25 protein-coding genes and 2 tRNA genes are annotated in these 26,469 nt (G+C 54.0%); 9 read left to right on the plus strand and 18 right to left on the minus strand.

Annotated features, from left to right (window positions below; translation table 11 throughout):
- Positions 1–46 precede the first annotated feature (46 nt).
- The 7 genes from J2T37_RS06125 to mraZ form a co-directional block, all read right to left on the minus strand.
- Complete coding sequence (locus J2T37_RS06125) at positions 47–1,414, minus strand: UDP-N-acetylmuramoyl-tripeptide--D-alanyl-D-alanine ligase (protein WP_253354558.1); 1,368 nt, start codon at positions 1,412–1,414, stop codon at positions 47–49.
- Between the two features lie 26 nt (positions 1,415–1,440).
- Positions 1,441–1,980 (minus strand): M23 family metallopeptidase, encoded by a 540-nt coding sequence (locus J2T37_RS06130; RefSeq protein ID WP_437179466.1) that lies wholly within the window; start codon positions 1,978–1,980, stop codon positions 1,441–1,443.
- Between the two features lie 27 nt (positions 1,981–2,007).
- Positions 2,008–3,513: a UDP-N-acetylmuramoyl-L-alanyl-D-glutamate--2,6-diaminopimelate ligase gene (locus J2T37_RS06135; RefSeq protein WP_253354559.1), complete on the minus strand. Its 1,506-nt coding sequence runs from the start codon at positions 3,511–3,513 to the stop codon at positions 2,008–2,010.
- Positions 3,514–3,530: 17 nt separating this feature from the next.
- On the minus strand, positions 3,531–5,294 hold the full coding sequence (locus J2T37_RS06140) for a peptidoglycan D,D-transpeptidase FtsI family protein (RefSeq protein WP_253354560.1): 1,764 nt from the start codon (positions 5,292–5,294) through the stop codon (positions 3,531–3,533).
- A gap of 60 nt (positions 5,295–5,354) precedes the next feature.
- Positions 5,355–5,618 (minus strand): cell division protein FtsL, encoded by a 264-nt coding sequence (gene ftsL / locus J2T37_RS06145; RefSeq protein ID WP_253354561.1) that lies wholly within the window; start codon positions 5,616–5,618, stop codon positions 5,355–5,357.
- An 80-nt stretch (positions 5,619–5,698) separates the two neighbouring features.
- Entirely contained in the window at positions 5,699–6,655 is a 957-nt protein-coding gene (rsmH, locus tag J2T37_RS06150; RefSeq protein ID WP_253354563.1) for a 16S rRNA (cytosine(1402)-N(4))-methyltransferase RsmH, read from the minus strand.
- A complete protein-coding gene (mraZ, locus tag J2T37_RS06155; RefSeq protein WP_253354630.1) occupies positions 6,652–7,107 on the minus strand; it encodes a division/cell wall cluster transcriptional repressor MraZ in 456 nt (151 codons plus the stop codon). Before mraZ ends, rsmH begins: the two co-directional genes overlap by 4 nt.
- Before the next feature lie 350 nt (positions 7,108–7,457).
- On the opposite strand from mraZ, the gene J2T37_RS06160 reads away from it, so the two are divergent.
- The 3 genes from J2T37_RS06160 to J2T37_RS06170 all read left to right on the plus strand — a co-directional run bounded on the left by J2T37_RS06160 (position 7,458) and on the right by J2T37_RS06170 (position 8,943).
- On the plus strand, positions 7,458–8,612 hold the full coding sequence (locus J2T37_RS06160) for a class I SAM-dependent methyltransferase (protein WP_253354565.1): 1,155 nt from the start codon (positions 7,458–7,460) through the stop codon (positions 8,610–8,612).
- A 176-nt stretch (positions 8,613–8,788) separates the two neighbouring features.
- Positions 8,789–8,865, plus strand: a tRNA-Met gene (locus tag J2T37_RS06165).
- A 2-nt stretch (positions 8,866–8,867) separates the two neighbouring features.
- Positions 8,868–8,943 (plus strand) — tRNA-Ala (locus J2T37_RS06170).
- Between the two features lie 92 nt (positions 8,944–9,035).
- Here the strand turns inward: J2T37_RS06170 and J2T37_RS06175 are convergent.
- On the minus strand, positions 9,036–9,809 hold the full coding sequence (locus J2T37_RS06175; RefSeq protein WP_253354567.1) for an ADP-ribosylglycohydrolase family protein: 774 nt from the start codon (positions 9,807–9,809) through the stop codon (positions 9,036–9,038).
- A 76-nt stretch (positions 9,810–9,885) separates the two neighbouring features.
- Complete coding sequence (locus tag J2T37_RS06180; RefSeq protein WP_253354569.1) at positions 9,886–10,491, minus strand: RDD family protein; 606 nt, start codon at positions 10,489–10,491, stop codon at positions 9,886–9,888.
- Positions 10,492–10,637: 146 nt separating this feature from the next.
- Between J2T37_RS06180 and asd the strand changes: the two genes are divergently transcribed.
- A complete protein-coding gene (asd, locus tag J2T37_RS06185) occupies positions 10,638–11,753 on the plus strand; it encodes an aspartate-semialdehyde dehydrogenase (RefSeq protein WP_253354571.1) in 1,116 nt (371 codons plus the stop codon).
- Positions 11,754–11,864: 111 nt separating this feature from the next.
- Here the strand turns inward: asd and J2T37_RS06190 are convergent, their stop codons facing one another.
- The 7 genes from J2T37_RS06190 to J2T37_RS06220 form a co-directional block, all read right to left on the minus strand.
- Positions 11,865–12,278 carry a ClpXP protease specificity-enhancing factor gene (locus tag J2T37_RS06190; RefSeq protein ID WP_253354573.1) on the minus strand — a complete coding sequence of 138 codons (414 nt, stop codon included), beginning with the start codon at positions 12,276–12,278 and terminating at the stop codon, positions 11,865–11,867.
- 13 nt (positions 12,279–12,291) lie between these two features.
- Complete coding sequence (locus tag J2T37_RS06195) at positions 12,292–12,897, minus strand: glutathione S-transferase N-terminal domain-containing protein (RefSeq protein ID WP_253354575.1); 606 nt, start codon at positions 12,895–12,897, stop codon at positions 12,292–12,294.
- A 6-nt stretch (positions 12,898–12,903) separates the two neighbouring features.
- Positions 12,904–13,080 carry a hypothetical protein gene (locus tag J2T37_RS06200; RefSeq protein ID WP_253354576.1) on the minus strand — a complete coding sequence of 59 codons (177 nt, stop codon included), beginning with the start codon at positions 13,078–13,080 and terminating at the stop codon, positions 12,904–12,906.
- 14 nt (positions 13,081–13,094) lie between these two features.
- Positions 13,095–13,880: a cytochrome c1 gene (locus J2T37_RS06205; RefSeq protein ID WP_253354578.1), complete on the minus strand. Its 786-nt coding sequence runs from the start codon at positions 13,878–13,880 to the stop codon at positions 13,095–13,097.
- Positions 13,881–13,894: 14 nt separating this feature from the next.
- The gene (locus tag J2T37_RS06210) at positions 13,895–15,244 is read right to left on the minus strand and encodes a cytochrome b (protein WP_253354579.1); all 1,350 of its coding nucleotides are present in this window, start codon (positions 15,242–15,244) and stop codon (positions 13,895–13,897) included.
- Positions 15,245–15,258: 14 nt separating this feature from the next.
- A complete protein-coding gene (petA, locus tag J2T37_RS06215) occupies positions 15,259–15,843 on the minus strand; it encodes a ubiquinol-cytochrome c reductase iron-sulfur subunit (RefSeq protein WP_253354580.1) in 585 nt (194 codons plus the stop codon).
- A 123-nt stretch (positions 15,844–15,966) separates the two neighbouring features.
- The gene (locus tag J2T37_RS06220; protein ID WP_253354581.1) at positions 15,967–16,716 is read right to left on the minus strand and encodes a Nif3-like dinuclear metal center hexameric protein; all 750 of its coding nucleotides are present in this window, start codon (positions 16,714–16,716) and stop codon (positions 15,967–15,969) included.
- Between the two features lie 248 nt (positions 16,717–16,964).
- On the opposite strand from J2T37_RS06220, the gene J2T37_RS06225 reads away from it, so the two are divergent.
- Together J2T37_RS06225 and mgtE are read left to right on the plus strand one after the other, a co-directional pair.
- Entirely contained in the window at positions 16,965–17,897 is a 933-nt protein-coding gene (locus J2T37_RS06225; protein WP_253354582.1) for a LysR family transcriptional regulator, read from the plus strand.
- A gap of 325 nt (positions 17,898–18,222) precedes the next feature.
- A complete protein-coding gene (gene mgtE, locus J2T37_RS06230; protein WP_253354583.1) occupies positions 18,223–19,689 on the plus strand; it encodes a magnesium transporter in 1,467 nt (488 codons plus the stop codon).
- Positions 19,690–19,771: 82 nt separating this feature from the next.
- On the opposite strand, the gene J2T37_RS06235 is transcribed toward mgtE, so the two are convergent.
- Complete coding sequence (locus J2T37_RS06235; protein ID WP_253354584.1) at positions 19,772–20,455, minus strand: 2,3-diphosphoglycerate-dependent phosphoglycerate mutase; 684 nt, start codon at positions 20,453–20,455, stop codon at positions 19,772–19,774.
- Positions 20,456–20,623: 168 nt separating this feature from the next.
- On the opposite strand from J2T37_RS06235, the gene udk reads away from it, so the two are divergent.
- On the plus strand, positions 20,624–21,289 hold the full coding sequence (gene udk / locus J2T37_RS06240; protein WP_367398807.1) for a uridine kinase: 666 nt from the start codon (positions 20,624–20,626) through the stop codon (positions 21,287–21,289).
- A gap of 257 nt (positions 21,290–21,546) precedes the next feature.
- Entirely contained in the window at positions 21,547–21,855 is a 309-nt protein-coding gene (locus J2T37_RS06245; protein ID WP_253354588.1) for a YfcZ/YiiS family protein, read from the plus strand.
- Between the two features lie 315 nt (positions 21,856–22,170).
- Here J2T37_RS06245 and garD read toward each other — a convergent pair whose 3' ends face one another.
- Complete coding sequence (garD, locus tag J2T37_RS06250) at positions 22,171–23,727, minus strand: galactarate dehydratase (RefSeq protein ID WP_253354590.1); 1,557 nt, start codon at positions 23,725–23,727, stop codon at positions 22,171–22,173.
- A 458-nt stretch (positions 23,728–24,185) separates the two neighbouring features.
- Between garD and J2T37_RS06255 the strand changes: the two genes are divergently transcribed.
- Positions 24,186–26,399, plus strand: coding sequence for a TonB-dependent hemoglobin/transferrin/lactoferrin family receptor (locus tag J2T37_RS06255; protein WP_253354592.1), 2,214 nt, complete (start codon positions 24,186–24,188; stop codon positions 26,397–26,399).
- Positions 26,400–26,469 lie beyond the last annotated feature (70 nt).

Genomic DNA, 26,469 nt, shown 5'->3' on the forward strand with positions numbered 1-26,469 from the left:
CCGGAACACGCAAGCAGCGCCTTCCTATTGTCTTTGCAGGCAGTTTTCAGACGGCCTGTTTGTCCAGCAACGCTTCGACCACTTCTTCCATCGCCATAAAGCGCGAACCTTTCACCAACACATTCGCCCCCTCGGGCAAATCGTGGCTCATCACCTGAATCAGCGGGTCTTTGGCAGCGAACCACAAACCGGCCGCACCGAAAGTTTCCGCCGCTTCCACGCTGTCATCGCCGACAAAATAGGCAAACTCAATGCCCTTGTCGCGGGCATACGCGCCCACTTCGGCATGCATGGCGGCGGCTTCATCGTCGCCCAATTCGCCCATATCGCCCATCACAAACACGCGCGGAGAGGACAGCGCGGCCAATACGTCAATCGCTGCTTTCATGCTGTCAGGATTGGCGTTGTAGGTATCGTCAATCACAGTAGCACCTTTGATACCGGCTTTGATTTGTAGACGGCCTTTGATGTTGCTGAACGCTTTGAGGCCGCCTGAAATTTGTTGCAGACTCAAACCGGCAGCCTGCGCCAAAGCTGCGGCGGCGCAGGCGTTGGCAATATTATGGCGGCCGGGTACGGGCAGCACCACGGCGGCGCATTCTTCGCCGCTGACCAAATCAAAAGTGCAGGACAAGGGATTCAACACAATATTTTCCGCGTGTACATCGCCGCTTTCCGCGCCGAAAGTACGCGTATTCGAACCAGCGGTCGCGGCTTTAAATACGTCGATATTGGCGTCTTGCGCCGGAATCAGCGCGAGGCCGTCTGAAGACAGCCCTTGGTAAATCTCGCTTTTGGCCTTGGCAATATCGCCCACGCCGTCAAAACCGCAGCCGACATGCGCGCGCAGGGCATTGTTGACCAAAGCCGCGTCGGGGCGGGCAATGCGGGTCAGCAAGGCCAGTTCGCCAAAATGGTTCATGCCCATTTCAATCACGGCATAGCGGTGTTTTCCGTTTAATTTCAAAAGAGTTAAGGGCAGGCCGATGTGGTTGTTGAAATTGCCCGCCGTCGCCAATACCGCTTCTTCGCCGAAGGCATGACGCAATACACCTGCCAGCATTTCTTTCACGGTAGTTTTGCCGCTGGAGCCGGTAATGCCGAACACAAACGGATTCACATTATCACGCCAAGCCGCCGCCAGTGTTTGCAGGGCAGCAAGCGTGTCGTCCACTTTCAATGCACCAACCAGCGCGGCGCAGTCGTCGCGCGACACCACCGCCGCAGCCGCGCCTTGCGCCAATACGTCGGCAACAAAATCATGCGCGTCAAAACGCTCGCCTGCCAAAGCAAAAAATACATCACCCTCGCGGATGTCGCGGCTGTCGGTGACAATACGGTTTACCGCCTTATTTTCAGACGGCAACGGCAGATTAAGGGTTTGGCAGATAAAGTTTAGGTCTAAAGGTTTCATATCTTTTTCTTTGTTTTTCAGACGGCCTAGCGGTATGGGTTTACCAGCGGATAGGGGTTAATCGCGCCGTTACGCAGATACACGCCGTAATGCAAGTGTGGCGCAGTGCCTTTGGCATTACCCGTATCGCCGACATAGCCGATGATTTGTCCGGCCTGCACGCTTTGGTAGAGTTTGATGTCGGCAAAGCGGCTCAGGTGGGCATAATAATGCCATGCGCCCGCGCCTTGAATGCCGACCACTTTGCCGCCCAAGCGGTTTTCGCCGATTTTAGTGACAATGCCGTAAGTGGTGCTGCGTACCGGCGTGCCTTTTTTGGCAAAAATGTCCACGCCTTCGTGACGGCGGCCGTTGCTGCGGGCGGCGCTCCAAGTATCGCTGAAGGTTTTGCCTTTGACCGGATTAGGCAGGCTGCCCGTAGTCGGCGGCGGCATATTTTGCAGGCGGGTAATTTCGCCAAACGGCCGGTTGGATGCGCCGCCGCCAACCATGCCGAAACAGCCTGCCAACAGGGTTAATGTGGCGGCAACGGCGGTAAGGCGGCTTAATTGTTTCAATCTCTTCACGGTTGACTTCTTTTTCAGACGGCCTTTTTAACGCACCGCCAATGCTTGTTCGGCAATCTCAAAATCGGAAAAATGATGTTTCACGCCGCGCATGTCCTGATAGGTTTCGTGGCCTTTGCCGGCAATCAGGATAATGTCGGCGGCAGCTGCCTGCGCCACGGCGTATTCAATCGCGGCTTTGCGGTCGGCCTCGACTTTTTCGGGATGGGGGACGGCGGGCAGAATATCGTCGATGATGTCCTCCGGCACTTCCATACGCGGATTGTCGCTGGTGACCACCACTTTATCCGCGCCTGCGGCCGCCGCCGCGCCCATCAGCGGGCGTTTGCCTTTGTCGCGGTTGCCGCCGCAGCCGAACACGCACCACAAAGCCGCGCCTTGCGCTTTGATTTCCTGCAAGGTGGACAAGGCTTTTTCCAGCGCGTCGGGCGTGTGCGCGTAATCGACCACCACCAACGGTTTGCCGGGATTCATGATGCAGTCCATGCGGCCGGTGGCCGGGCGGATTTGCGCCAACGCGTTCAATACCTTATCCAACGGATAGCCGTTGGCGCACAACACGCCGACGCAGGCGGCCAGATTTTGCGCGTTAAAACGGCCGAGCAAGCGGGTATGCCAGTGGCCGTTGCCCCACGGCGTTGCCAATTCGACGGCCATGCCGTCTGAAGAGGCGGCAAACGCGGTAATGCGGATGTCGGCCTTATCGCTGAAACCGTAACCGTACACCGCCACTTCGGGGCGGTCTTTTTTCAGACGGCCTATCAGCTCGGCACCAAAAGCATCGTCGGCGTTAATCACCGCGTGTTTCAGGCCGTACCAGTAAAACAGGCGCGCTTTGATTTCGCCGTAGGCGGCCATCGTGCCGTGGTAATCGAGGTGGTCGCGCGTCAGGTTGGTAAACACGGCCGTCTGAAACGCTACGCCATTGACGCGGAATTGGTCGAGACCGTGGCTGGAGACTTCCATCGCCGCCACCGTTGCGCCCTGCTGCTTGAAACGCGCCAGCAGGGTTTGCACGGTTACGGGATCGGGCGTGGTATGTGTGGTTTCTTCCAATGCACCCCAAAAGCCGTTGCCGACCGTGCCGATGACGGTGCATTTTTCGTCCAGTAAATCCGCCGCCTGCGCCAGCCATTGCGTGATGGAGGTTTTGCCGTTGGTACCGGTGACGCCCCATACTTTGAGGCCGTCTGAACCTTCGGAAGGCTCTGCAAGTACTCCGGTCACATTGCCGTAAATTTTGGCAGCTAGGATCCCAGCACGGTGTTTCAAATCTTTAATGCCTTGGTTGGGCACATTCCACTCGGGATTCCAGGCAAATTTGCCGTCGTCGTCCCAATAAACAAAAGACGCACCATTGGCAATGGCGGCGGGGATATAGCTGCGGCCGTCGGCATATTCGCCCTGACAGGCCACAAATACGTCGCCGTTTTGAATCTGGCGGCTGTCCGAATGCAACAAATGCCCTGCTGCGTCGGGGCGCAGCAGAGCGGGGAAGTCGGTTTCAGCCAAAGGACACAGTTCGCTGAACATAATTTTCTCTTGATGATTTAAGATTTTTTAGCTGGCGTCGCCACTTTCACGGTTGAGGTATCGGCCAGCGGTTTGGTTGGCGACACACCTAAAATATTCAGACTGCCCGCCATCACGTTTTTAAACACCGGCCCTGCCACCAAGCCGCCGTAATAACCGTTGGCCGTCGGCTCGTCCACCGTTACCGCTACAATCACGCGCGGTTTTTTAGCTGGGGCGAAACCGATAAACGTACCGACGTGCTTGTTATCAACATAACGGCCGTTGACCAGCTTACGCGCCGTACCGGTTTTGGCGCCGACATCGAAGCCGTCCACCGCGCCGGCCGTGCCCGTACCGCCGGGCTCGGTTACCGATACCATCATTTCGCGTACCTGACGTGCGGTCGAGGCTTTAATCACCTGCTTGCCTTTAGGCGCGGCGGCTTGTTTTTCAAAGCTCACCGGCAGCAGCTCGCCGTCGTGGGTCAATACGGTGTAGGCACGTGCCAGTTGCAACAGGCTTAATTGCAAGCCGTAACCGAACGACATGGTTGCCTGCTCAATCGGCTGCCATTTGTGCCAGTTGCGCAAAAGACCGGCGGTCTCGCCCGGGAACCCGGAATGCATGCGCACACCGACACCCAACTCGTGATAGTAGTCGTACATTTCTTTCGGCTTGAACATGGCCGAAAGTTTGCTGGTACCGACGTTAGAAGATTTTTGAATAATGCCGCGCACGCTCAAACGTGGATAAACATGGGTATCTTGTACGGTTGCCGGGCCGATTTTATACGGCATGGTATTGAAGGTTTCGTCTGCGGAAATCTTACCCGAATCCAAAGCTTTGGCGATGGTAAAGGGTTTCATGGCCGAACCCGGCTCAACCATATCGGTCACGGCACGGTTGCGGCGCTGCTCGCTGCCTGCTTTGCCCGGCTGGTTGGGGTCGTAGGCCGGGCTGTTGACCAAAGCCAGAATTTCGCCGGTCTGGGCATCCAAGACCACCGCACTACCTGCTTTGGCCTTGTGGTAAGCCACGGCTTTATTCAACTCTTCATAAGCCAGCGTTTGGATACGCTGGTCTAACGACAATACAATGTCGTGGCCGTTTTTCGGATCGCTGTTACGCGGAGAATCCAAGTCATCAACAATATTGCCTTTGGCGTCTTTGAGCACCACTTTGGCGCCGTTTTCACCGCGCAGGCTGTCTTCGCGCGACAGTTCCAAACCTTCTTGGCCTTTGCCGTCAATATTGGTAAAGCCGATGACATGGGCAAACAGATTACCCATCGGATAATGGCGTTTCAATTCTTTTTGGAAACCCAAGCCTTTAATGCCCAAAGCAGTAATGGCGTCGGCTTTCTCTTTGCTCAACTGGCGTTTCAGGTAGATAAAATCTTTGTCTTTTTTCTCCAGTTTTTCCAACAGGCTGTCGGCAGACACACCGGTAATGGCCGCCAATTTCGCCAACTGCTCGGCGGTCGGCATTTGCTCCATTTCAGACGGCATGGCATACAGGGATTCGGTCGGCGCGCTCAAAGCCAAGGTTGCGCCGTTGCGGTCGGTAATCGTACCGCGAGAAGCAGGCAGGGTCAGGGTGCGCACGGTGCGCTGGTCGCCCTGGTTTTTCAGAAAATCATGCTGGGTGGTTTGCAAATAAAAACCGCGCAGCAGCAGGCCGCCGAAGGCGACAGCAATCAGCCCCAAGACCAAATAAATGCGCCCGTCGCTGGTAATCGGCTTTTTGGTTTTCACCGGTTTGGGCAGCATCTGCGGTTTATATTCGTTTTTGATTAACATTTGAAAACTTCTCTTTAAGCAGGGGTTAGGGCTTCCCTTTCCCTGTAACGTTATTTTTGCTTATTTCTTACGCTCGATCATGACCGTATTGTTTGCACTTGGCGGCTGCAAGCGCTGTTTTTCCGCCGCCACTTTAATCAACTTGTGGTTTGCCAAACGCGCCTGTTCCAATTTCAAACGGGCATAGTCCTGATCGAGTTTGATTTCCTGCTTTTGCGCCTTATCCAAGGCGATGTAATGCTGGCGCGACTCATCTTGCACCGTCACCACGGCAAAACCCGAAGCCAGCGCCGCCAGCAGTAGAATAATGTTCAGCTTGTTCATGAATTTCCGTATTTTTCAGACGGCCTTTGCGCAATCAACGGATGGCGCAAAACCTCCCCTTTATCACTGCGTTTCGGCTTTTAAGCCTCAAACGCGCCGCCGGTACGCTCGGCCACCCGCAACACGGCGCTGCGCGCGCGCGGATTGGCGGCGGTTTCCGCCTCATTTGGCTTGACAGCTTTTCCGACAGCCTTGAGCGGCGGTTGCGGCAAATCCGCTTCCTTTACCGCCGCCCAACGCGGCAGCGGCGCATGTTGCGAATGTTTTTTCACAAACTGCTTCACAATGCGGTCTTCCAGCGAATGGAACGCAATCACCGCCAAGCGCCCGCCTTCTTTCAGACGGCCTACTACCTGCGGCAATACCGCCTCTACCTCTTCGAGCTCGCGGTTAATAAAGATGCGAACGGCCTGAAAGGTACGCGTTGCGGGGTCTTGTCCGCGCTCGCGAGTACGGACGTTTTGCGCCACGAGCTGCGCCAGCTTGCGGGTTGTATCAATGGGATTTTCTTCGCGTTGCGCGACAATGGCGCGCGCAATCTGGCGACTAAACCGCTCTTCACCATAATTTTTGATAACCTCATTTAATTCTTGTTCGCTGGCAACGGCAATCCATTCGGCTGCCGACAGGCCGCGTGTCGGATCCATGCGCATATCCAGCGGCGCGTCAAAACGGAAGCTGAAGCCGCGTTCGCCCTCGTCGATTTGTGGCGAAGAAATACCCAAATCAAACAGCGCACCGTCGATTTTGACAATACCCAAACCGTCTAAGGCCGCCTGAAAAGTGGCAAAACCGTCATGCACCACGCGCACGCGCTTATCCTGCGCCGCCAATTCCTGCGCCACGGCGATGGCCTGCGGGTCTTTGTCAAACACCACCAGCCGACCATTCTCGCCCAAGCGCGACAAAATCAAACGCGAGTGACCACCCCGGCCGAACGTGCCGTCAACATACACGCCGTTGGCGCGGATATTCAGCGCGTCAACGGCTTCGTGTAACAAGACGGTAATATGTTGGTAAGTTTCAGCTTGGCTCACAGTTGCAAATCCGTTTGACTCAGTTGGAACGCCAATTCGTCAGGATCATCGTCCAGCGCCTGATTCATTTCACGTTCCCAATGCTCGCGACCCCACAGCTCCAAACGGTTGGCACGGCCTACTAAAGTCACTTCTTTTTCAAAATCCACCAGACGGCGCAGGTTGGCAGGCAGTAAAATACGCCCGGCAGTATCCCATTCCAAAGTATCGGCGTTATGCAGCAGCAGGTTTTGAAAACGCTGCAACTCGGGCTTACCTGCCGTTTTCATGCCCAACAGATGGTTCGCCACTTTTTCCCACTCCGATTCGGGATACATCAGGATACGCTGGCGCGAATCCAGCGTGGCGACCACTACCGGTGTGTAGCGGCGCAGCAGCAAATCGCGGAATTTGGCCGGAATCGCCAACCGCCCCTTGCTGTCTATGCTCAATTCGTGCGCACCGCCGAACACCGTTTTCTCCGCTGTCTGAAATTTTCTCTTTTTGGGGAAATCAGACACTTTCGCCCACATTACCCCACCAGCCGACACTATAAGAAATTTTACTTCGTGGGTCAAATCAGGCCGTCTGAAAAAATTGGCCGGAAAGACATAAAAATCTCTTTAATATACAAAAAGATATACAGACAACATGGATTACCTCAACGGAATTACACACCTCAAATCCATAGCCAAACACTATATTTAGTATTTTTAATTTCAATAAAATACTAAATATAGTGTAGTTATCTGAAATACGCCCGCTCCACCTTTGCCGTTATAATATACGAACGAATTTTAAATTTTTACATTATCTAACAGTCATGAAACCGCACATCCCCTCCCCTACCGCCGATGCGCTGGCCGCCAGCCGCCGCCTCCACACCCTTATCGCGCACGAAATCGAAGCCGCCGACGGTTGGATTCCGTTTTCCCGTTTTATGCAGTTGGCACTCTATGCGCCGCAATACGGCTATTACACCGGCGGCAGCCATAAAATCGGCACGGACGGCGATTTTGTGACCGCCCCTACCCTCTCGCCCCTGTTCGGCCAAACCTTGTCCCGCCAACTGGCCGCCCTGCTGCCGCAGACCGCCGGTAATGTGTATGAATTCGGCGCCGGCACGGGTGATTTGGCCGCCATTTTGGTTGAAAACCTGAGTGAGCAACTCAACCATTACTATATTATCGAACTCTCGCCCGAGCTGGCCGAACGCCAACGTGAGCTATTGGTGCAGCGGCTGCCCTCTGAGTTGGCGCAAAAAGTCGTCCATTTAGACCGTTTGCCCGAGCGCTTTGACGGCATAATGATTGGTAACGAAGTACTCGATGCCATGCCGATAGAGCTAGTCCGCCGCGACAGGGACGCATTTGAACACATCGGTGTCAGCCTGAATTCAGACGGCCTCACCCAAAGCTCCCGACCGCTGACCGACCCTGATTTGCTGCACGCGGCGCAACACTATTTCCCCCCTACCGAAACGCCTTATACCAGCGAGCTGCACCCCGCCCAATACGCTTTCGTGCGCACGCTGGCCGACAAACTCGAACGCGGCGGCATGATTTGGATAGACTACGGCTTCGACGCCGCGCAGTATTACCACCCGCAACGCGACATGGGTACGCTCATCGGCCACTACCGCCACCACACCATACACGACCCGTTTTTCCACATCGGCCTGACCGACCTGACCGCCCACGTCAACTTCACCGACATCGCCCAAGCAGGCGTGGACGGCGGCTTGGATTTGATTGGTTACACCACCCAAGCGCATTTTCTGCTTAACCTCGGCATGACCGAATATCTGGCGCAAAGCGGCAACCCTGATTCCGCCGACTACCTGCGCGAGGCCGCTGCCGTGCAAAAACTGATTAACCCGCACGAAATGGGCGAATTATTCAAGGTCATCGCCTTTGGCAAAAATATCGAGGTTGATTGGCAAGGTTTTGCCGTCGGCGATTTGTGCCGCAAGCTGTAAAATACCTGCCAAAGGCCGTCTGAAACCGCCCTACCCTACCGGAAAATATTTTCAGACGGCCTTTCGCGCTGCCACCATCAAACTTTTTTACCTTTAAAATCAAACATCCGAAATTTTCCCACAAAAATAACCTTGCCAAGCGTTCAAAAAAACATATAATAGCAACTTCACGAAACGGCGAATTAGCTCAGTCGGTTAGAGCAGAGGAATCATAATCCTTGTGTCCGGGGTTCGAGTCCCTGATTCGCCACCATTGGGGGTATAGCTCAGTTGGTAGAGCGCTTGCATGGCATGCAAGAGGTCAGCGGTTCGATCCCGCTTACCTCCACCAAGATTTAAAAAAGTCCTTACTTCGGTAAGGACTTTTTATTTTATCAAGGCCGTCTGAAAAGTAAGTCAACATTTTTCAGACGGCCTTAGCGTTTATTTTGCTTTTACCGCCAGCAAGACTTCGGCCAACTCGTCCGGCAAAATCTCCAATGCCTGCCGCACCATCTCTTGCGGAATCTCCCGATAATACGCTTCTGCCACGCTGCCGGTAATGGCTGCCAGCGTATCCGAATCGCCGCCGAGCGACACCGCCAAACGGATGGCATGCTCGAAATTTTCACTGTCTAAAAATGCCGTCAGCGCTTCGGGTACGGTGTGCATACAGCTTTCGTTGAAGCGGTAATCGGGGCGGATTTCGTCGCAACTGCGGTTCAGGGCATAAGCAAAGCGTGTTTCAATCTGCTCGCGGATAAAATCTTTACCTTTGCCCTGCCGCGCCCAAAAAATCGCGGCGGCGGTGGCTTGCGCACCTTTAATGCCTTCGGGGTGGTTGTGGGTCACAATGGCGGACTGTTCGGCATAATGTAAAACGTCGTCCAAACTGTCAAACGCCCAACCTACCGCCGATACGCGCATGGCCGAGCCGTTGCCCCAGCTGTTGTAGGGTTGCGGCTGCTCCGCCTGAATCCAGCTGCTGAACCTTCCGCCGTAAGCACCGGTCGGATGGGGATAACGGTGGCACCAGCTTTGCAGAATGGGCACCAAATCGTCGCGGCAGCCCCGGTTGACCCAATCGGCTACGGCAGCGGTGCAAATGGTATCATCGGTAAAATCAGAAGCGGCGGTAAACAGTTGGAAATCGGTGGCCTTATAATTGTCGAACTCGAAACGTGAGCCGACAATATCACCGATGGCTGCGCCTAACATTGTGTTCTCCTTACTCATATTATTTAAGGCTAAGGCCGTCTGAAAAACACATTATTTTCAGACGGCCTTGCGCTACTCAGCGTTTGGGCAGTTTCACCACCACCGTATCCGCCAACATATCCTGCAAGGTGCGGCGGTCGCTTTGCGTGCGGAACAACATGACCAAGCAGGCAATATAAGTCGCATACGACACCAAATTACCCAGCATATCCGCTGCGCCGCCCAAGCCCAGCAGCATGCCCAGCATGGAAATGCCTACCGCCACCAATACCACCAGCAGGCTGTACACCACCTCGCGAATCAAAACCGTACCCAAAAAACCGGGGTTGCGCCCATTGCTTTTCAACACGCGTATGCCCATGATTTTTTTACCCAGCGACTGCCCGTCGCGGCTCATATAGAAAATTTGCGCAATGCCGTACACCAAAATCAGCAGGCTGCCGCCCAACAATAATCCGGTAACGCGGCTGTCATCCAAAGCGGTATCACCCGCCCCCTGCGCCAAGGTTTCATAATCGTCGCCCACCAGCAGCAAAGCCGCCAGCCACGGCAGATACACCAAGACATTAAACAAGCTGTTCAATAAAGCCGCCGCAATGCGGCTGCCCGCAGAAGCCAAACCGACTTCCACTTCCTCTTCCTGCGACACAGGCGTTAGCGGCGTCTGCAATCCGTTCATCATCACATCCCTTTCTTAAAAAATCCCTATTTCGGGTTTTACAACATTTTCAGACAAAAATCCAATAAAAGCCTTTACATTTTTTTCAGACGGCGTTAAAACACTCATTTACAAACTTGTTAACAATTTTCCCTTTTTAGGAGCACAGCATGAAAGTAGGTTTCGTCGGTTGGCGCGGCATGGTCGGTTCGGTTTTGATGCAGCGCATGCAGGAAGAAAACGATTTCGCCCACATCCCTGACGCGTATTTCTTCACCACCTCCAACGTCGGCGGCGCAGCCCCTGATTTCGGCCAAAGCGCCAAATCGCTGCTGGATGCCAACGATGTGGCAGAGTTGGCGAAAATGGACATCATCGTGACCTGTCAGGGCGGCGATTACACCAAAGCCGTGTTCCAACCCCTGCGCGACTCCGGCTGGCAAGGCTACTGGATTGACGCCGCCTCCTCCCTGCGCATGGCCGACGACGCCATTATCGTACTCGACCCGGTTAACCGCAACGTCATTGACGCCGGTCTGCAAAACGGTGTGAAAAACTACATCGGCGGTAACTGCACCGTATCGCTGATGTTGATGGCCTTGGGCGGCCTGTTCCAAAACGATTTGGTCGAATGGGCGACCAGCATGACTTACCAAGCCGCTTCCGGTGCCGGCGCAAAAAACATGCGCGAGCTGATTAACGGCATGGGCGCGATTTACGGTCAAGTTGCTGACGAATTGGCTGACCCTTCCAGTGCCATTCTCGACATCGACCGCAAAGTATCCGATTTCCTGCGCAGTGACGACTACCCGAAAGCCAACTTCGGCGTACCGCTGGCCGGCAGCCTGATTCCGTGGATTGACGTGGATTTGGGCAACGGCCAATCCAAAGAAGAATGGAAAGGCGGCGTAGAAACCAACAAAATCCTCGGCCGCAGCGACAACCCGACCATTATCGACGGCCTGTGCGTGCGTATCGGCTCCATGCGCTGCCACAGCCAAGCCATCACGCTGAAACTGAAAAAAGACCTGCCGGTTGAAGAAATCGAATCACTGTTGGCCGGTGCCAACGATTGGGTAAAAGTCGTGCCCAACCAAAAAGAAGCCAGCATGACCGACCTGACCCCCGCCGCCGTAACCGGCACGCTGACCGTCCCTGTCGGCCGTATCCGCAAACTGGGCATGGGCGGCGAATACATCAGCGCCTTTACCGTCGGCGACCAACTCTTGTGGGGCGCCGCCGAACCGCTGCGCCGCGTACTGCGCATTATCTTGGGCAGTTTGTAATTCGGGTTTAAGCCCGCAAATAAAAAGCAACGGAAAAACCGTTGCTTTTTATTTTGAGCAATGCCGTCTGAAAATCCTTATTTTCAGACGGCATTGTTGCATGTCCCGCTTTTATTTCACCAGTTTCAAACCTTTTTTCGGTTTGTCTGCTTCATCAGAAACTTCTGCCTTATCCGCTGCCTTCGCAGCAGTTTTAGAAGCATTATCCGGCTGATACGGCTCGACTTCAAAGCCCATGCCTTCGCCGCTTTCGCGGCCGAAAATACTGATGATGTGGCCGACGGGAATCCAAATATCGTGCAGCACGCCGCCGAAGCGGGCGGCGAAGCTGACCCATTCGTTGTCTATGCTCAAATCGTGGCTGGCGGTCGGGCCGATGTTGAGCACGATTTCGTTTTCACGCACATATTGCGGCGGTACGCGGGTATGCTCGTTGACCCAAGCGACGATATGCGGGGTTTGGCTGTTGTCCAAACACCATTCATACAGGGCGCGCAGCAGATAGGGTTTGGTAGAGGTGCTCATGACTTTGCTCCCATTAACGGCGCATGGCTTTCTCGGCGGGGGTCAGCGCTTCGATAAAGGCTTCGCGTTGAAAAATGCGTTCGGCGTATTTCAACAGCGGCGCGGCGGATTTGCCCAACTTAATGTCGTAGTAGTCCAAACGCCACAACAGCGGGGACAAGGCCACGTCAATCATGGAAAACTCATCGCCCAAGATGTATTTGTTTTTGGAGAACGCGGGCGCCAGCAGGGTCAGGCCGTTGCCGATGGCTTCGCGCGCTTTGGCCTGCTCTTTATTGGTGGACTCGGCGTTTTCCAATACCTGAACCAAACTGAACAGCTCTTTTTCCATGCGGTACAGCACCAAACGGCCGCGACCGCGCATAACGGGATCGCCCGGCATCAGCTGCGGATGGGGGAAACGCTCATCGATGTATTCGTTGATGATGTTGGACTCGTACAAAATCAAATCGCGTTCCACCAATACCGGCACTTGGTTGTAGGGATTCATCACCGCCAAATCTTCCGGCTTGTTGAAAATATCCACGTCTTTGATTTCAAAATCCATGCCTTTTTCGTATAACACGAATCGGCAGCGTTGGCTGAAGGGGCAGGTAATACCCGAATACAAGGTCATCATATGCTTTTACTCCGGCGGCAAAGCCGTCTTTTTCAGACGGCCTTTATTTATAAAGTTAATGATGAAATTATAGCTGATTGGGTATTTAAAATCCACAAAACCGATATAAGCTGTTATTTTTAAATATAATTTAAACCATTTTACAAACAAAAAGGCAAACCCTTTCGGGCTTGCCTTTTGCATGCAAAATGCTTGGATTAGTGTACGTCTTTCCAGAATTCTTTTTTCAGGAAATACGCCAGCGGCAGCATGATAGCCAACAGGAAAATCATGACCACATAGCCGAGGCGGTGGCGTTGCAACTGAGCCGGTTCGCCCATATACACCAAGTAATTCACCAAATCGCGTACATAAGCATCGTACTCTTTTTCGATGACTTTGCCGTTGGGCAGACGGCGGCTGTGCAGGCCGGTGGTTTCCCAATACAGTTTGGGCTCGCGAACGCCGTGTTCGTTTTCTACCCAAACCGGCTGGCCTTTACTGTCCAGCTCAACCGCTTTCACGCCTTGCTGCTCCCACAGCGGGTGCGGCATACCGACTTTATCAAATACGGTGTTGTTCCAGCCGCTCGGACGGGTCGGATCTTTATAGAAGCCGCGCATGTAGGCATACAGGTAATCTGCACCACGCGAACGGGCAATCAGGGTCAAATCCGGCGGTGCGGCGCCAAACCATTTTTGTGCGTCTTTCGGATTCATGGCCGACAGCATGACATCGCCGACATTATCGGTGGTGAACATCAGATTTTTCTTGATTTCATCGTCTGTCAGACCGATGTCTTTCAGACGGTTGAAACGCATACCGCTGGCCGAGTGGCAGGACAGGCAGTAGTTGGTAAAAATCTGTGCGCCGCGTTGCAGGCTGACTTGGTCGCGCAAATCGATATCGACTTTTTCATAGTGGGCGCTGCCGGAAGCAACGGCCACACTCATCGGCGCCGCCAACAAAAGGGCAGCAAACCAGTTTTTCAGAGTTTGTTTCATTTTCACTGCCCTCATCAGATATTGGTTGCAAACAGGTATGCACCTACTGCGGTAATCGCCACATACACCAAGAACATGACTTTCTGCTTGGTGGTGCTCATGGTCACGCGCTCAGGTACCGGTTTGTTGGTATCCAGCTTGGTGTAGAACGGCATACCCAAGAAGAAGGCAAAGTAAATGACTGACAGGATACGCGCTACCAAAGTGCGGGTGTCGGTTGCCACCATCGCGCCCAAGATACCCAGGCCGATGAAGGAAATGATAAACAGCACCAACGCGGTTTTGAAAATCGGGCCGCGATAACGCACGGATTTCACTTCGCCGCGATCCAACCAAGGCAGCAAGGCAATCAATACAACCGCCGCGCCCATACCAATCACACCCCAAACTTGTGTACCCAAGAAAGAAGGAATCGCACGCAAAATGGCGTAGAACGGCGTGAAATACCATACCGGCGCGATGTGCGCAGGGGTTTTCAAAGCATTGGCCGGGTCAAAGTTGGGCGCTTCGAGGAAGTAACCACCGCCTTCAGGCGCGAAGAACAACACGGCGCAGAAGACAATTAGGAACACCACTACACCCAAAATATCTTTGACAGTGTAGTATGGATGGAACGGAATGCCGTCAAGCGGGATACCGTTTTCGTCTTTCAGCTTTTTGATTTCCACGCCGTCGGGGTTGTTAGAGCCGACTTCGTGCAGGGCGATGATGTGCGCCACAATCAAACCGATCAACACCAGCGGCACGGCAATCACGTGCAGGGCGAAAAAGCGGTTGAGGGTTACGTCGGAGACGTTGAAGTCACCGCGGATCCAAGTGGACAAATCCGGACCGATAACCGGAATGGCGCCGAACAGGTTGATAATCACCTGCGCACCCCAGAACGACATCTGACCCCACGGCAAGAGGTAGCCCATAAAGGCTTCCGCCATCAATGCCAGAAAAATCAGCGAGCCGAACACCCACACCAATTCGCGCGGTTTTTTGTATGAGCCGTAAATCAGACCACGGAACATGTGCAGGTAAACAACGATGAAGAAGAAAGAAGCGCCGGTGGAGTGCATGTAGCGGATAATCCAGCCGCCGGACACGTCGCGCATGATGTACTCTACTGCGGTAAAGGCAGCAGGCAGATGGTAGGCGTTCAGATTGCCATCCGGTTTGTAGTTCATGGTCAGGAAGATACCGCTGACGATTTGAATCACCAAAACCAGCAATGCCAACGAACCGAAGTAATACCAAAAGTTGAAGTTTTTCGGCGCGTAGTACTGGCCTACGTGCTCATTCCACATTTTAGTCAGGGGGAAACGCGCGTCCACCCAGTCTAACAATGCTTTTGCTTTGTTATTGGTTTGGTTTGCCATAGTTCAGTTCCTTATTATTTGTCTTCGCCTACCAAAATGGTGGTATCGCTCAGATATTTGTACGGTGGAACGATCAGGTTGGTCGGTGCGGGCACGCCTTTGAATACGCGGCCGGCCAGGTCGAATTTCGAGCCGTGGCAAGGGCAGAAGAAGCCGCCTTTCCAGTCGGCACCCAAGTCTGCCGGCGCCATGTCGGGACGGAAAGTCGGCGAGCAACCCAAGTGGGTACAGATACCGATGGCTACGAAAATATTCGGCTTAATCGAACGGTTTTCGTTTTTCGCATATTCGGGCTGCTGGTCAACATCCGAATTCGGGTCGGTCAATGCGCCGTCGTTGGATTTCAGGTCTTTAACCTGCTGGTCCGTGCGGTTTAACACCCAAATCGGTTTGCCTTGCCATTCGGCGGTCAACAGCTGACCGGGTTCGATTTTACTGACATCCACTTCGACGGCAGCACCGGCGGCTTTGGCTTTTTCCGACGGGAAAAAGCTGGCTACAAACGGCGTAGCCACGCCTAAGACCGCCACACCGCCCGCGCCGCATGTCGCAAGCGTCAGGAAACGGCGGCGGCCGTTATTGATTTCTTGATTATCCATTATTCAGTCGTCCTAAAATTTTGGGAATACCGAGCCATTAAACAGTGTGATTCTACCTAGTTTGTTGTAATCCTCAAAGCATTATTTAAAATAAGGTAAAGTTTTTGTGGTATTTCTCAACATTTAGATGGGATTGGGTTCGTCCAGATGGCAGACTTCTACGCCGAAGGTTTGCGCCAAGGCTTCGCCCAGGGCGCGGATGCCGTAACGCTCGGTAGCATGGTGGCCGGCGCTGACGAAGGCTACGCCGGTTTCGTTGGCCAGATGGTATTGCGCTTCCGACATTTCGCCGGTGACATACACATCCGCGCCTGCGTCGATTGCTTCTTGAAAGAATCCCTGTGCACCGCCGCTGCACCATGCAACGTGCTTGATTTCCCGATTGGCATTACCAATGACTACAGGTCGGCGGGACAATGCCCGCTCGATGCCGTCTGAAAACTGCGCCAACGTCTGCGGCGTATTCAGACGACCTATATTGAGCAGGTTTTGTTCGCCAAACTGCCGCTCCAGCGTCCAGCCCAACAGCCTCGCCAACTGCGCATTGTTGCCCAGTTCCGGATGGCCGTCCAAGGGCAGATGGTAGCCTGCCATATTGATTTGGTGTTGCAACAGGGTTTCGATACGGGCTTTTTTCCAGCCGATAATGGTAACAGGTTCGCTTTTCCAAAACATGCCGTGGTGCACCAACAGCATATCCGCGCCCTGCTCCACGGCAAAATCAACCGCCGCTTTGCTGGCGGTCACAGAAGTGGCGATTTTGGCGATGTCGGCTTTGCCCTCCACCTGCAAACCATTGGGCGCGTAATCGCGGTAGGCGGAAACCTGCAAGGTGTCGTCGCACCAATTTAAAATGTCCTGACGTGCGGCCATAAGCTGCCCTCCTTATTGATTGGGTTTACTCAAAATGAAAAATAATCGGTTACGCATTTTATGTTGAAAACAGCCGGGCTGCCGAATCCTTACATTCCGTTTCAGACGGCCTCCATCATTTACATGAATCATTTGCACGCCGGCAATGAATTATTTTAATATTCACGCTCCAACGAAATACATCACGGCTGCGCTATACGATATTTAATGAGCAGGCCGTCTGAAAACCAACATACGAAATACACATCATGGATTCCATTATCGAGTTGCGCCATTTGAAAACCCTGCTGGCGCTGGAAGAAACCGGCAGCGTGTCGCTGGCGGCCAAACGCGTATTCCTGACCCAGTCCGCCCTTTCCCACCAAATCCGCATTTTGGAAAACTATTACGAAGCGCCGCTGTTTGAACGCAAATCCAACCCGCTGCGCTTTACCCCTGTGGGCGAGCGGCTGCTGCGGCTGGCGCATGATTTGATGCCGCGTGTGACGGAAGCCGAGCGCGATTTGGCGCAGATTATCGAAGGTGAAGCGGGCGAATTGCGTTTGGCAGTGGAATGCCATACCTGTTTCGACTGGCTGATGCCGGCGATGGGCGAATTCCGCCCCTTGTGGCCGCAGGTGGAATTGGACATCGTCTCCGGTTTCCACGTCGATCCCGTCGGCCTGCTGCTGGAACACCGTGCCGACATCGCCATTACTTCGGAAGTCGAAACCCAGCCCGATGTGAATTATCAGCCGTTGTTTGCCTACGAAATGGTCGGCATTTGCGCCAAAGACCACCCTTTAGCCGCCAAAGCAGTGTGGGAGGCGGAAGATTTTATGGATGAAACGCTGATTACCTATCCCGTGCCCGACGACATGCTGGACTTATTGAAAAAAGTGCTGCTGCCCAAAGGCATTAACCCGCCGCGCCGCCACAGCGAGCTGACCATCGCCATTATCCAACTGGTCGCCAGCCGCAGGGGAATTGCCGCCCTGCCCTATTGGACAGCCATGCCCTATCTGGAAAGAGGCTACATCATCTCGCGCCCGATTACTACAAACGGCCTGCAAAGCGAACTCTACGCCGCCATGCGCAACGAAGACCGCAACAAAAGCTATCTCGACAATTTCTGCCAAATCGTGCGTGACCGCAGCTTTGCCGACTTGCCGGGCTTGAGCGTATTGGAGATGAAAGAGTAAGGCCGCAACTGCCGCCTCTGCTCCAACACACCTTATCTGACCTTACCTGTCAAAGTTATCTGATTCAAATCTTCAAATCATCCGAGGCCGTCTGAAACACCATCTGCTTTCAGACGGCCTTGCCATCTTTTTGAATCGTCACATTTTTGAAATAGTAAACCCACACAAAAACGTGTAGAATACGCCCGTTTTTGACTCAGCGCCTGATGTCAGGCCGACCGCCATGGATCTTCCCAGTTCGCGTTTAAATACCGCAAACCCTTCACAACCAAAACCATAACCACCCCGCCCGAATGCCCCGACGCTCAAGGCGGGCGGAGCATTTATGAGCCTCAATACCGAACAACAACCGGCCGAAGACCGCCGCGCCGATGATGAAGAACACGGCGGCATCGAGCGCGCCAGCGCCGATTTCGACCGCATCCACGCCCTCTGCGAAATTCTCGAACCCGCTTTCCCGCAAATCGAACAAGGCGTTCCGATTGAAGACGAAAGCCTGCACGTCAAATTTACCGAACTTTCCGCCCTTTTAGCCGAACTCCACCCTGCCGACGTTGCCGCCGTATTGGAATCGCTGCCGCCGCGCGAGCGCCAGATTGTCTGGCTCTTGGTCGCACCGGAAGACGACGGCGAAGTATTGCTGGAAGTGTCCGACTCCGTGCGCGAAACGCTCATCGAGTCGATGGACAAAGACGAGCTGTTGGCCGCCGTGGATGATTTGGATGCCGACGAGCTGGCCGACCTCGCCGACGATTTGCCGCACCAAGTGGTGTACGAAGCCCTGCAAACGCGCGACGCCGAAGAGCGCGCCCAAGTGCAGGCGGCGATGTCGTATGAAGACAACCAAGTCGGTGCGATTATGGACTTCGAGCTGGTCAACATCCGCGCCGACGTGACCTGCGAAGTGGTGCTGCGCTACCTGCGCCGCTTCGACCACCTGCCCGACCATACCGACAAAATTTTCGTGGTGGATGAAAACGATATTTTAAAAGGCGTGTTGCCCATCCGCCGCCTGTTGGTGTCCGACCCCGACGAATCGGTGGAAAACGTCATGTCCACCGAAGTCGTGCGCTTCCGCCCCGAAGATGATGTAGAAGACGCAGCGCAGGCGTTCGAGCGTTACGACTTGGTGACCGCGCCCGTGATTGACGGCAACAAAAAGCTCATCGGCCGTATTACCATCGACGAAATCGTGGACGTGATCCGCGAAGAATCCGAAGCCGACATGTTGAACATGGCCGGTTTGCAGGAAGAAGAAGACCTGTTTGCGCCGATTTGGGATTCGGTGAAAAACCGCTGGATGTGGCTCGCCATCAACCTCTGCACCGCCTTTGTCGCCAGCCGTGTCATCGGCGCGTTTGAAGGCAGCATTGAAAAAATCGTCGCGCTGGCCGCGCTCATGCCGATTGTGGCCGGTATCGGCGGCAACTCCGGCAACCAAACCATCACCATGATTGTCCGCGCCATGGCCTCCAGCCAGATTACCAACGCGCAGGCGTGGCGGCTATTGAAAAAAGAAGTCGGCGTGGCGCTGGTCAACGGCCTATTGTGGGGCAGCGTCATGGGCTTTGCCGCCTGGCTGCTCTACGGCAGCATCGGTATCGGCCTGGTGATGGTCGCCGCCATGACCCTCAACCTCCTGCTCGCCGCCGTCATGGGCGTGGCGATTCCGACGCTGATGGAAAAAGCCGGCCGCGATCCGGCGCTGGGCAGCTCGGTATTGATTACCGCCGTCACCGACTCGGGCGGATTTTTGATTTTCTTAGGGCTGGCAACGTTGTTTTTGCTGTAAATTCAATATTGAAAATAAAAGGCCGTCTGAAACCCCAATCGGGTTTCAGACGGCCTTTCGTCATACTGATTTTATCTGTGGTTTACAGATAGAATTTTTCCAACACTTTCAAATTGTCATCCAATTTGTACACCAGAGGTTTGCCGGTCGGGATTTCCAGCGCCATGATGTCGTCGTCGGAAATGCCTTCGATGTGTTTGGCCAAAGCGCGCAGGGAGTTGCCGTGTGCGGCTACCAATACGCGTTTGCCGTTCAAAATGGCCGGGGCGATTTGGTCTTCCCAGAACGGCAAGACGCGCTCCAAGGTTACTTTCAGGTTTTCGCCGTCCGGAATCACATCGTCCGGCAGGTTGGCATAGCGGCGGTCGTTATGCGCGGAAAGTTCATCACTCGGATCGAGCAGCGGCGGCAGGGTGTCGTAGCTGCGGCGCCAAATGTGCACTTGCTCTTCGCCGTATTTTTCGGCGGTTTGTTTTTTGTCCAAACCTTGCAGTTTACCGTAGTGGCGCTCGTTCAAACGCCAGGTTTTGATTTGCGGCACCCACAGCTGGTCGGATTCTTCCAATACCAGGTTGCAGGTTTTGATGGCGCGGGTCAAAACGGAAGTAAACGCAATGTCAAATTCGTAACCGGCGGCTTTGAGCTTGCGGCCGGCTTCTTGCGCTTCGGCAATGCCTTGCTCGCTCAGTTTCACATCGCGCCAGCCTGTAAACAGGTTTTTCGCATTCCATTCGCTCAAGCCGTGACGGATAAATACCAATTCCATGTAATCGCTCCAGTAGGTCAACAGTAAAAATCAGGAAATGTAATTTATAACATATTTTTCAGACGGCCGCGCATTTATGCGCATACTTTTTGACATTATCCCGTATCTTCGGCGGCGGCAAAGGCCGTCTGAAGCCCGTTATACGGCGGCGCAGCATTTCGTTATATAATTACAGAATCTTTTTTCCGGCGCAAAAACACCATGCAAAACCCCATTATCATCGGCGTGGCCGGCGGCTCCGGCTCGGGTAAAACCACCATTGCCCGCGCTCTGTACCAATCGTTCCGCGACCATCCGATTACCATCATCGAGCAGGATTATTATTACAAAGACCAAACCCACCGCAGTTTTGCCGAACGCTGCACGCAAAACTACGATCATCCGTTTGCCTTTGACAACGACCTGCTCTATCAGCAGCTCACGCAGCTGCGCAACCACGAGGCCGTCGAGCTGCCGCAATACGATTATGTGCAGCATACCCGTTCGGCACACACCAAGCACCAGCCGCCGGTGGACGTGATTATTTTGGAAGGCATTTTGGCGCTGTATGACGAGCAGGTGCACAGTCTGATGGACATCAAGCTGTTTGTCGATACCGACGCCGACCTGCGCTTTATCCGCCGCATGAGCCGCGACGTAGCCGAACGCGGGCGCACGGTGCAATCCATCACCGAGCAATACTGCGGCCAAGTGCGCCCCATGCACAACCAGTTTGTCGAGCCGACCAAGCGTTACGCCGACATCATCATCCCCTGCAACGAGGAAAACCCGGTGGCGGTGGATATTTTAGTAGCGAAAGTGCGCGATGTCTTGGGCAAGCGTTTGGACGGCTAAGAACCTGTATTCATAAGATTGATAGATGGATTTTTGTTGGATAATCATACGAATACAAGGCGGATTTTTGCGCCAATAGTGGGCTATTGGCGTAAAAGTCCAACGCAGTAGGCGTGTGATTAGGCAATAAAAAGCCGCTATCAAGATTGTGAATACAGGTTCTAAATTCTGACCCAGCGCAAAAGGCCGTCTGAAAACTGTTCAGACGGCCGGTATCGGGTTTATACTTGACCATCCCCAACATAAGGAGCTTCATCATGGACAAATCCAGCAACGTATTTGAAACCGAAGAAAACGGCGTCGGCAAATGCCCCGACTGCACCGTCGAAGTCGGCACCGTGTTTGACGGCGAAGACTGCACCGTCGATATCCTGCAATCCTACGAGACCGAGCAGCTAGCCAAAGAAGCCGAAGTGCTCTACACCGCGAAAGCCCGCGAAGTGGAAAGCGAACCCTGCCAAATCAAGAGCAGCATTACACCTGTGGACAGCGCATTCCAACTGAAAATGGAACTGGTGTTCAGCTGCCAATCTGAAAAAGTGATTTTCCAACTGCGCCTGCGTTAAGCCCTGCGCGGATTGGCTGAAAAGGCCGTCTGAAAATGTATGCCGCATTTTCAGACGGCCTTTTCTGATTTATCAGCAGTGACCAAAAAGCATCCACTCATCTCCCTAGCTAAGAAACGTCATTTTGCGTATAGGTGGCTGATGTTGGTATGCACTTCAAAATTTTTTAGCCGTATCTGCAAAAAAAGGCCGTCTTTTTCAGACGACCCAACTCGATGAAATGTCACACGGACACGGGATGATTCCTAAATCAGGAAACAATAACACACACATTCAAAACCTATCCGGCACGCTATTGCACCATGCTGTCTAAAATCAAGTCACCGGCGCCGGGTTGAACACCGACAGCGCATTGTGCAGCCCCCATTGGTCTGACCAAGTGGTTTTCCGGCCGCTGGCGACATCTAAAATATAGCGGAAAATTTCCCAACCGATGTCTTCGATGGTGGCTTCACCGGTGGCAATCCGGCCGGCGTCGATGTCCATCAGGTCAAACCAGCGCTGCGCCAAATCGGTGCGCGTGGCGACTTTAATTACCGGCAGCGCGGCCAAGCCGTAAGGCGTACCGCGTCCGGTGGTAAATACCTGCACGGTAATGCCGGAAGCCAGCTGCTGTGTGCCGCAGACGAAATCGCTGGCGGGCGTGGCAGCGAAAATCAGGCCTTTTTTGGTCGGGCGCTGACCCGGCGACAATACTTCCGCAATCGCCGACTGGCCGGATTTGGCAATCGAGCCGAGGGCTTTTTCCACCACATTGGCTAAGCCGCCTTTTTTGTTCCCCGGAGAGGGGTTGGCGCTGCGGTCGGTTTTGCCCATATCCAGATAATCGTCGTACCACTTCATTTCTTCCAGCAGGCGTTTACCCACTTGCTCGTCCGCCGCACGCGGGGTCAGCAGATGAATCGCGTCGCGCACTTCGGTCACTTCCGAGAACATCACGGTCGCGCCGCAGCGCACCAGCAAATCGGAAGCGAAGCCCACCGCAGGATTGGCGGTCACGCCGGAAAAAGCGTCGCTGCCGCCGCACTGCATGCCCACCACCAAATCCGAAGCGGGGCAGGTTTCGCGTTGGCGCGCATTCAATTTCGCCAAATGTTTGTCGGCGGTTTCCAAAATCGCTTTGACCATTTCTTGGAAGCCGACATATTGCTCGTCTTGCAAACTGTTGACCGTCGCGTTTTCCGCTTTAATCGGAATAGTGTCGGACGTACCGTCCAGCAGGCGCGTCGGTTGCAGTTTTTCGCAACCCAAACCGACCACCATAATCTCGCCGCCGAAATTCGGATTCAGTGCGATATTGTGGATGGTGCGAATCGGCACTACCGCCGCCGGCGCATTAATCGCCACGCCGCAGCCGTATAAATGGTTGAGACCGACCACGCCGTCCACATTCGGGTATTTCGGCAGCAAATCGCGCTCAATCAGTCTCACCACATAATCGACCACGCCCGCCACACAATGCACGCTGGTGGTAATACCCAGCAGGTTTTTCGTGCCGACGCTGCCGTCTTTATTGCGGTAGCCTTCAAAGGTAAAGCCTTCCAGCGGTTCCAATTTAGGCGCGGGGCGGGTCGCCAGCGGCAGCGTGTCCAAGGGCGGCGCTTTGGGCAGCACCACTTTGGATTCGTCTATCCACGAGCCTTGCGGCAAATCCTGCGCCGCATAGCCGATGACCTCGCCGTAGCGCAGAATTTCCTGTCCTTGGGCAATATCGGCCAGCGCCACTTTATGTCCTTGCGGCACATCTTCAATCAGCGTCAGGCCGTCTGAAAACGCCGTGCCTTTGGGCAGGCCGCCGCTGTTGACGATAATGGCGACATTGTCGGTCGGATGAACCTTGATAAATAACGGTTTGAGATTAGAAGCAGTCATGGCAGTGTTCCGTTATGTTTTTATAAAGTTGGCTTATCTTAGTCGGCAAAACGCCTTTGCGCATTATGCAAGCGCACAGGATTTTCAGCCCGATTGCGCAATATTATGGGCAAGCGCCAAAATTTCATGTTTCCTTTAATGATTGGCATAAAGTGTTGCATATCCGCCACCCTGTTGATACTGAGCAACACATTGCTGTATCAGGTAAATTAATCTGCCTTTTGCTGCTTTATTCATTATTATTCAAACACATTTATCTTCCCACCTTGCAGGCCGTCTGAAAATAAACGATACCGGCTGCATATCAATAAAAATAAGCATTTGCCGTTTTGAAATATTGATGTTGAATATTATCTATTATCATTTGTATAATGCCGGAAATCACGGTTTGTTTGATTATGTAAAGCCGTCTGAAACACCCAAAACAACACCAACACGAATCAAAACAAGGAAAGATGATGAAATTCAATAAATTGTTTCTTGCCGTTGCCGCCATCGGCAGCAGCCTGCCAGCCGTTGCCGCCGATGCCGAATACAATGCCGATTTGCCCACCGTCCACGTGGTCGGACAAACCACACCGCCGGCGCGCAGCGTGAGCGAAATCGGTTACGAACAAATCCAAAACGAGCAGCCCAAAGACCTGAAACAGCTGCTGAAAAACGAAGTCGGCGTGAGCGTCACCGCTGCTCCCGGTTCGCGCCAAGGCAACGACAGCGTCAACATCCGAGGATTGAGCGGCAACCGCGTCGGCATGGACATCGACGGTATTCCGCTGCCCGAAGCACAGGAAAGCAAAATCTTCACCTCCACAGGTCTGGCTTTCGGCCGGGGCAACTTTATCGAAACCACCTCTCTGCGCAGCGCCACCATCGAGCGCGGAGCGGAAGCCGAAGGCTTGGCCGGTTCGGTACAGTTCCGCACGGTTGACCCGCAAGACCTCTTGAAAGGCCGCAAATTCGGTGGCTACATTGAAGGCGGTTACCAAAGCGCCGACAAAGGCAAAACCGTCAGCGGCGGCGTGGCAGCCGAAGCCGGAATCTGGCAAGGTATGGTCATGGGCACTTACCGCCTCGGCCACGAAACCGAAACACGCGGCGATGTCGGCGGCACGGGCGCAACCCGTACCGAAGCCGATCCGCTGGATTACAACAGCCGCTATTTCCTGACCAAACACCATTTCCAAATCACGCCGCAACAGCGCGTCACCCTGACCGCCGAGCATTTGAAGCGTAATCAATGGATGGACAACCTGTCTAAATTAACCAGCAGCACTTCCCGAGGCGTGACCACCACCTACAACGCCGACGATACCAGCGACAAAAACACCCGCAACCGCGTCTCACTGGCGCACCGCTATGAAGGCGAAGGCTGGCTGGAGCAAGTCAACAGCCAAATCTATTGGCAGGACAGCCGCACCGACAACCGCCGTGTGCGCGATTACACTACCACCCGCTCCGGTGTCTCCAGCAACACTGTGCGCTTGGATACGGGCAATACCCGCGACACCGTTTGGGGCTTGGACAGCGAAGGCAAAAGCAGCTTCACTACCGGCGCGATCAAACAAGATTGGCGTTACGGCATCAAATTCGCGCAGCATGACCTGACCTACGACAATTACAGCACCTCGACCACCGCCGCCATGACCCGCAATCCGTCGGCCGACGCCAAAGTCACTTCTGCCGCCGCCTATGCCGACGGCACGCTCGACTTCGGCAACTGGCTACTGCAACCCGGCCTGCGCGTGGATTATTACCGTTATAGTCCTGATTTTTCCAGCTATACCTCGGTCAATGCGTCGGCAGAAGATGTCAAAAAGCAAGACAAATGGGCAGCCAGTCCGCATATCGGCGTGGTGTGGAAACTCGACCCGCTGCTCCAACCTTATGCGCAATACGCACGCGGCTTTCGTGCACCGTCGGCGCAGCAGCTTTCCAGCTCTTGGGGTTACAGCGGCACCTATTCGATTATCGGCAACGGTAATCTGAAACCGGAATACGCGGATAATTTTGAAATCGGCGCACGCGGTAAAAATGCCGTTTTCGAGTATCAGATTGTCGGCTACAACAACCTGTATAAAAACTTTATCGACTACAACACCGTTCAGGCGTCGATTCCGATGCTTATTCAATACCATAACTTCGACCGCGCCCGCATTTACGGCGCGGAAGCCAACGCCACTTGGAAATTCGCCCCGAATTGGAAACTCAACGGCGCCATCGCCTTCTCTCGCGGCTACACCAAAAACAGTCCCGATACCAATTCCGGCGACAACAACGGCGGCAAGCAGCCGATTAACAGCATCAATCCGCTGAAAATCCAACTGGGTTTGGCTTACGATACCGAGCGCTGGGGCGGCAATGTGTTGCTGACCCGCGTCAACGGCAAATCCTCCAGCCAAATCAGCGGCAGCAGCTACAACCCGACCCGCCATTACACGCTGGTGGACTTGGGTGCTTATTGGAAACCGACCAAAAACCTGAGCCTGAGCGCAGGCGCGAACAACCTGTTTAACCAAAAATATTGGAACTGGGCAGACATTTCCTATCTGGCGGTGCGCAGCACCTACTCCGGCGCGTATGACTACTTCACCAGCAGCATGAATGCGACCAACGCGGATTACTACACCGCGCCGGGACGCAACTTTACGCTGGGGCTGCGTTATACTTTCTAAAGAGTTTCGGTTTGACATACCGTAATGGCAAAGGCCGTCTGAAAACCGCCGTTTTTCAGACGGCCTTACC

This window comes from Neisseria perflava, from assembly GCF_024170405.1.
Taxonomy (GTDB): Bacteria; Pseudomonadota; Gammaproteobacteria; order Burkholderiales; family Neisseriaceae; genus Neisseria; species Neisseria perflava_B.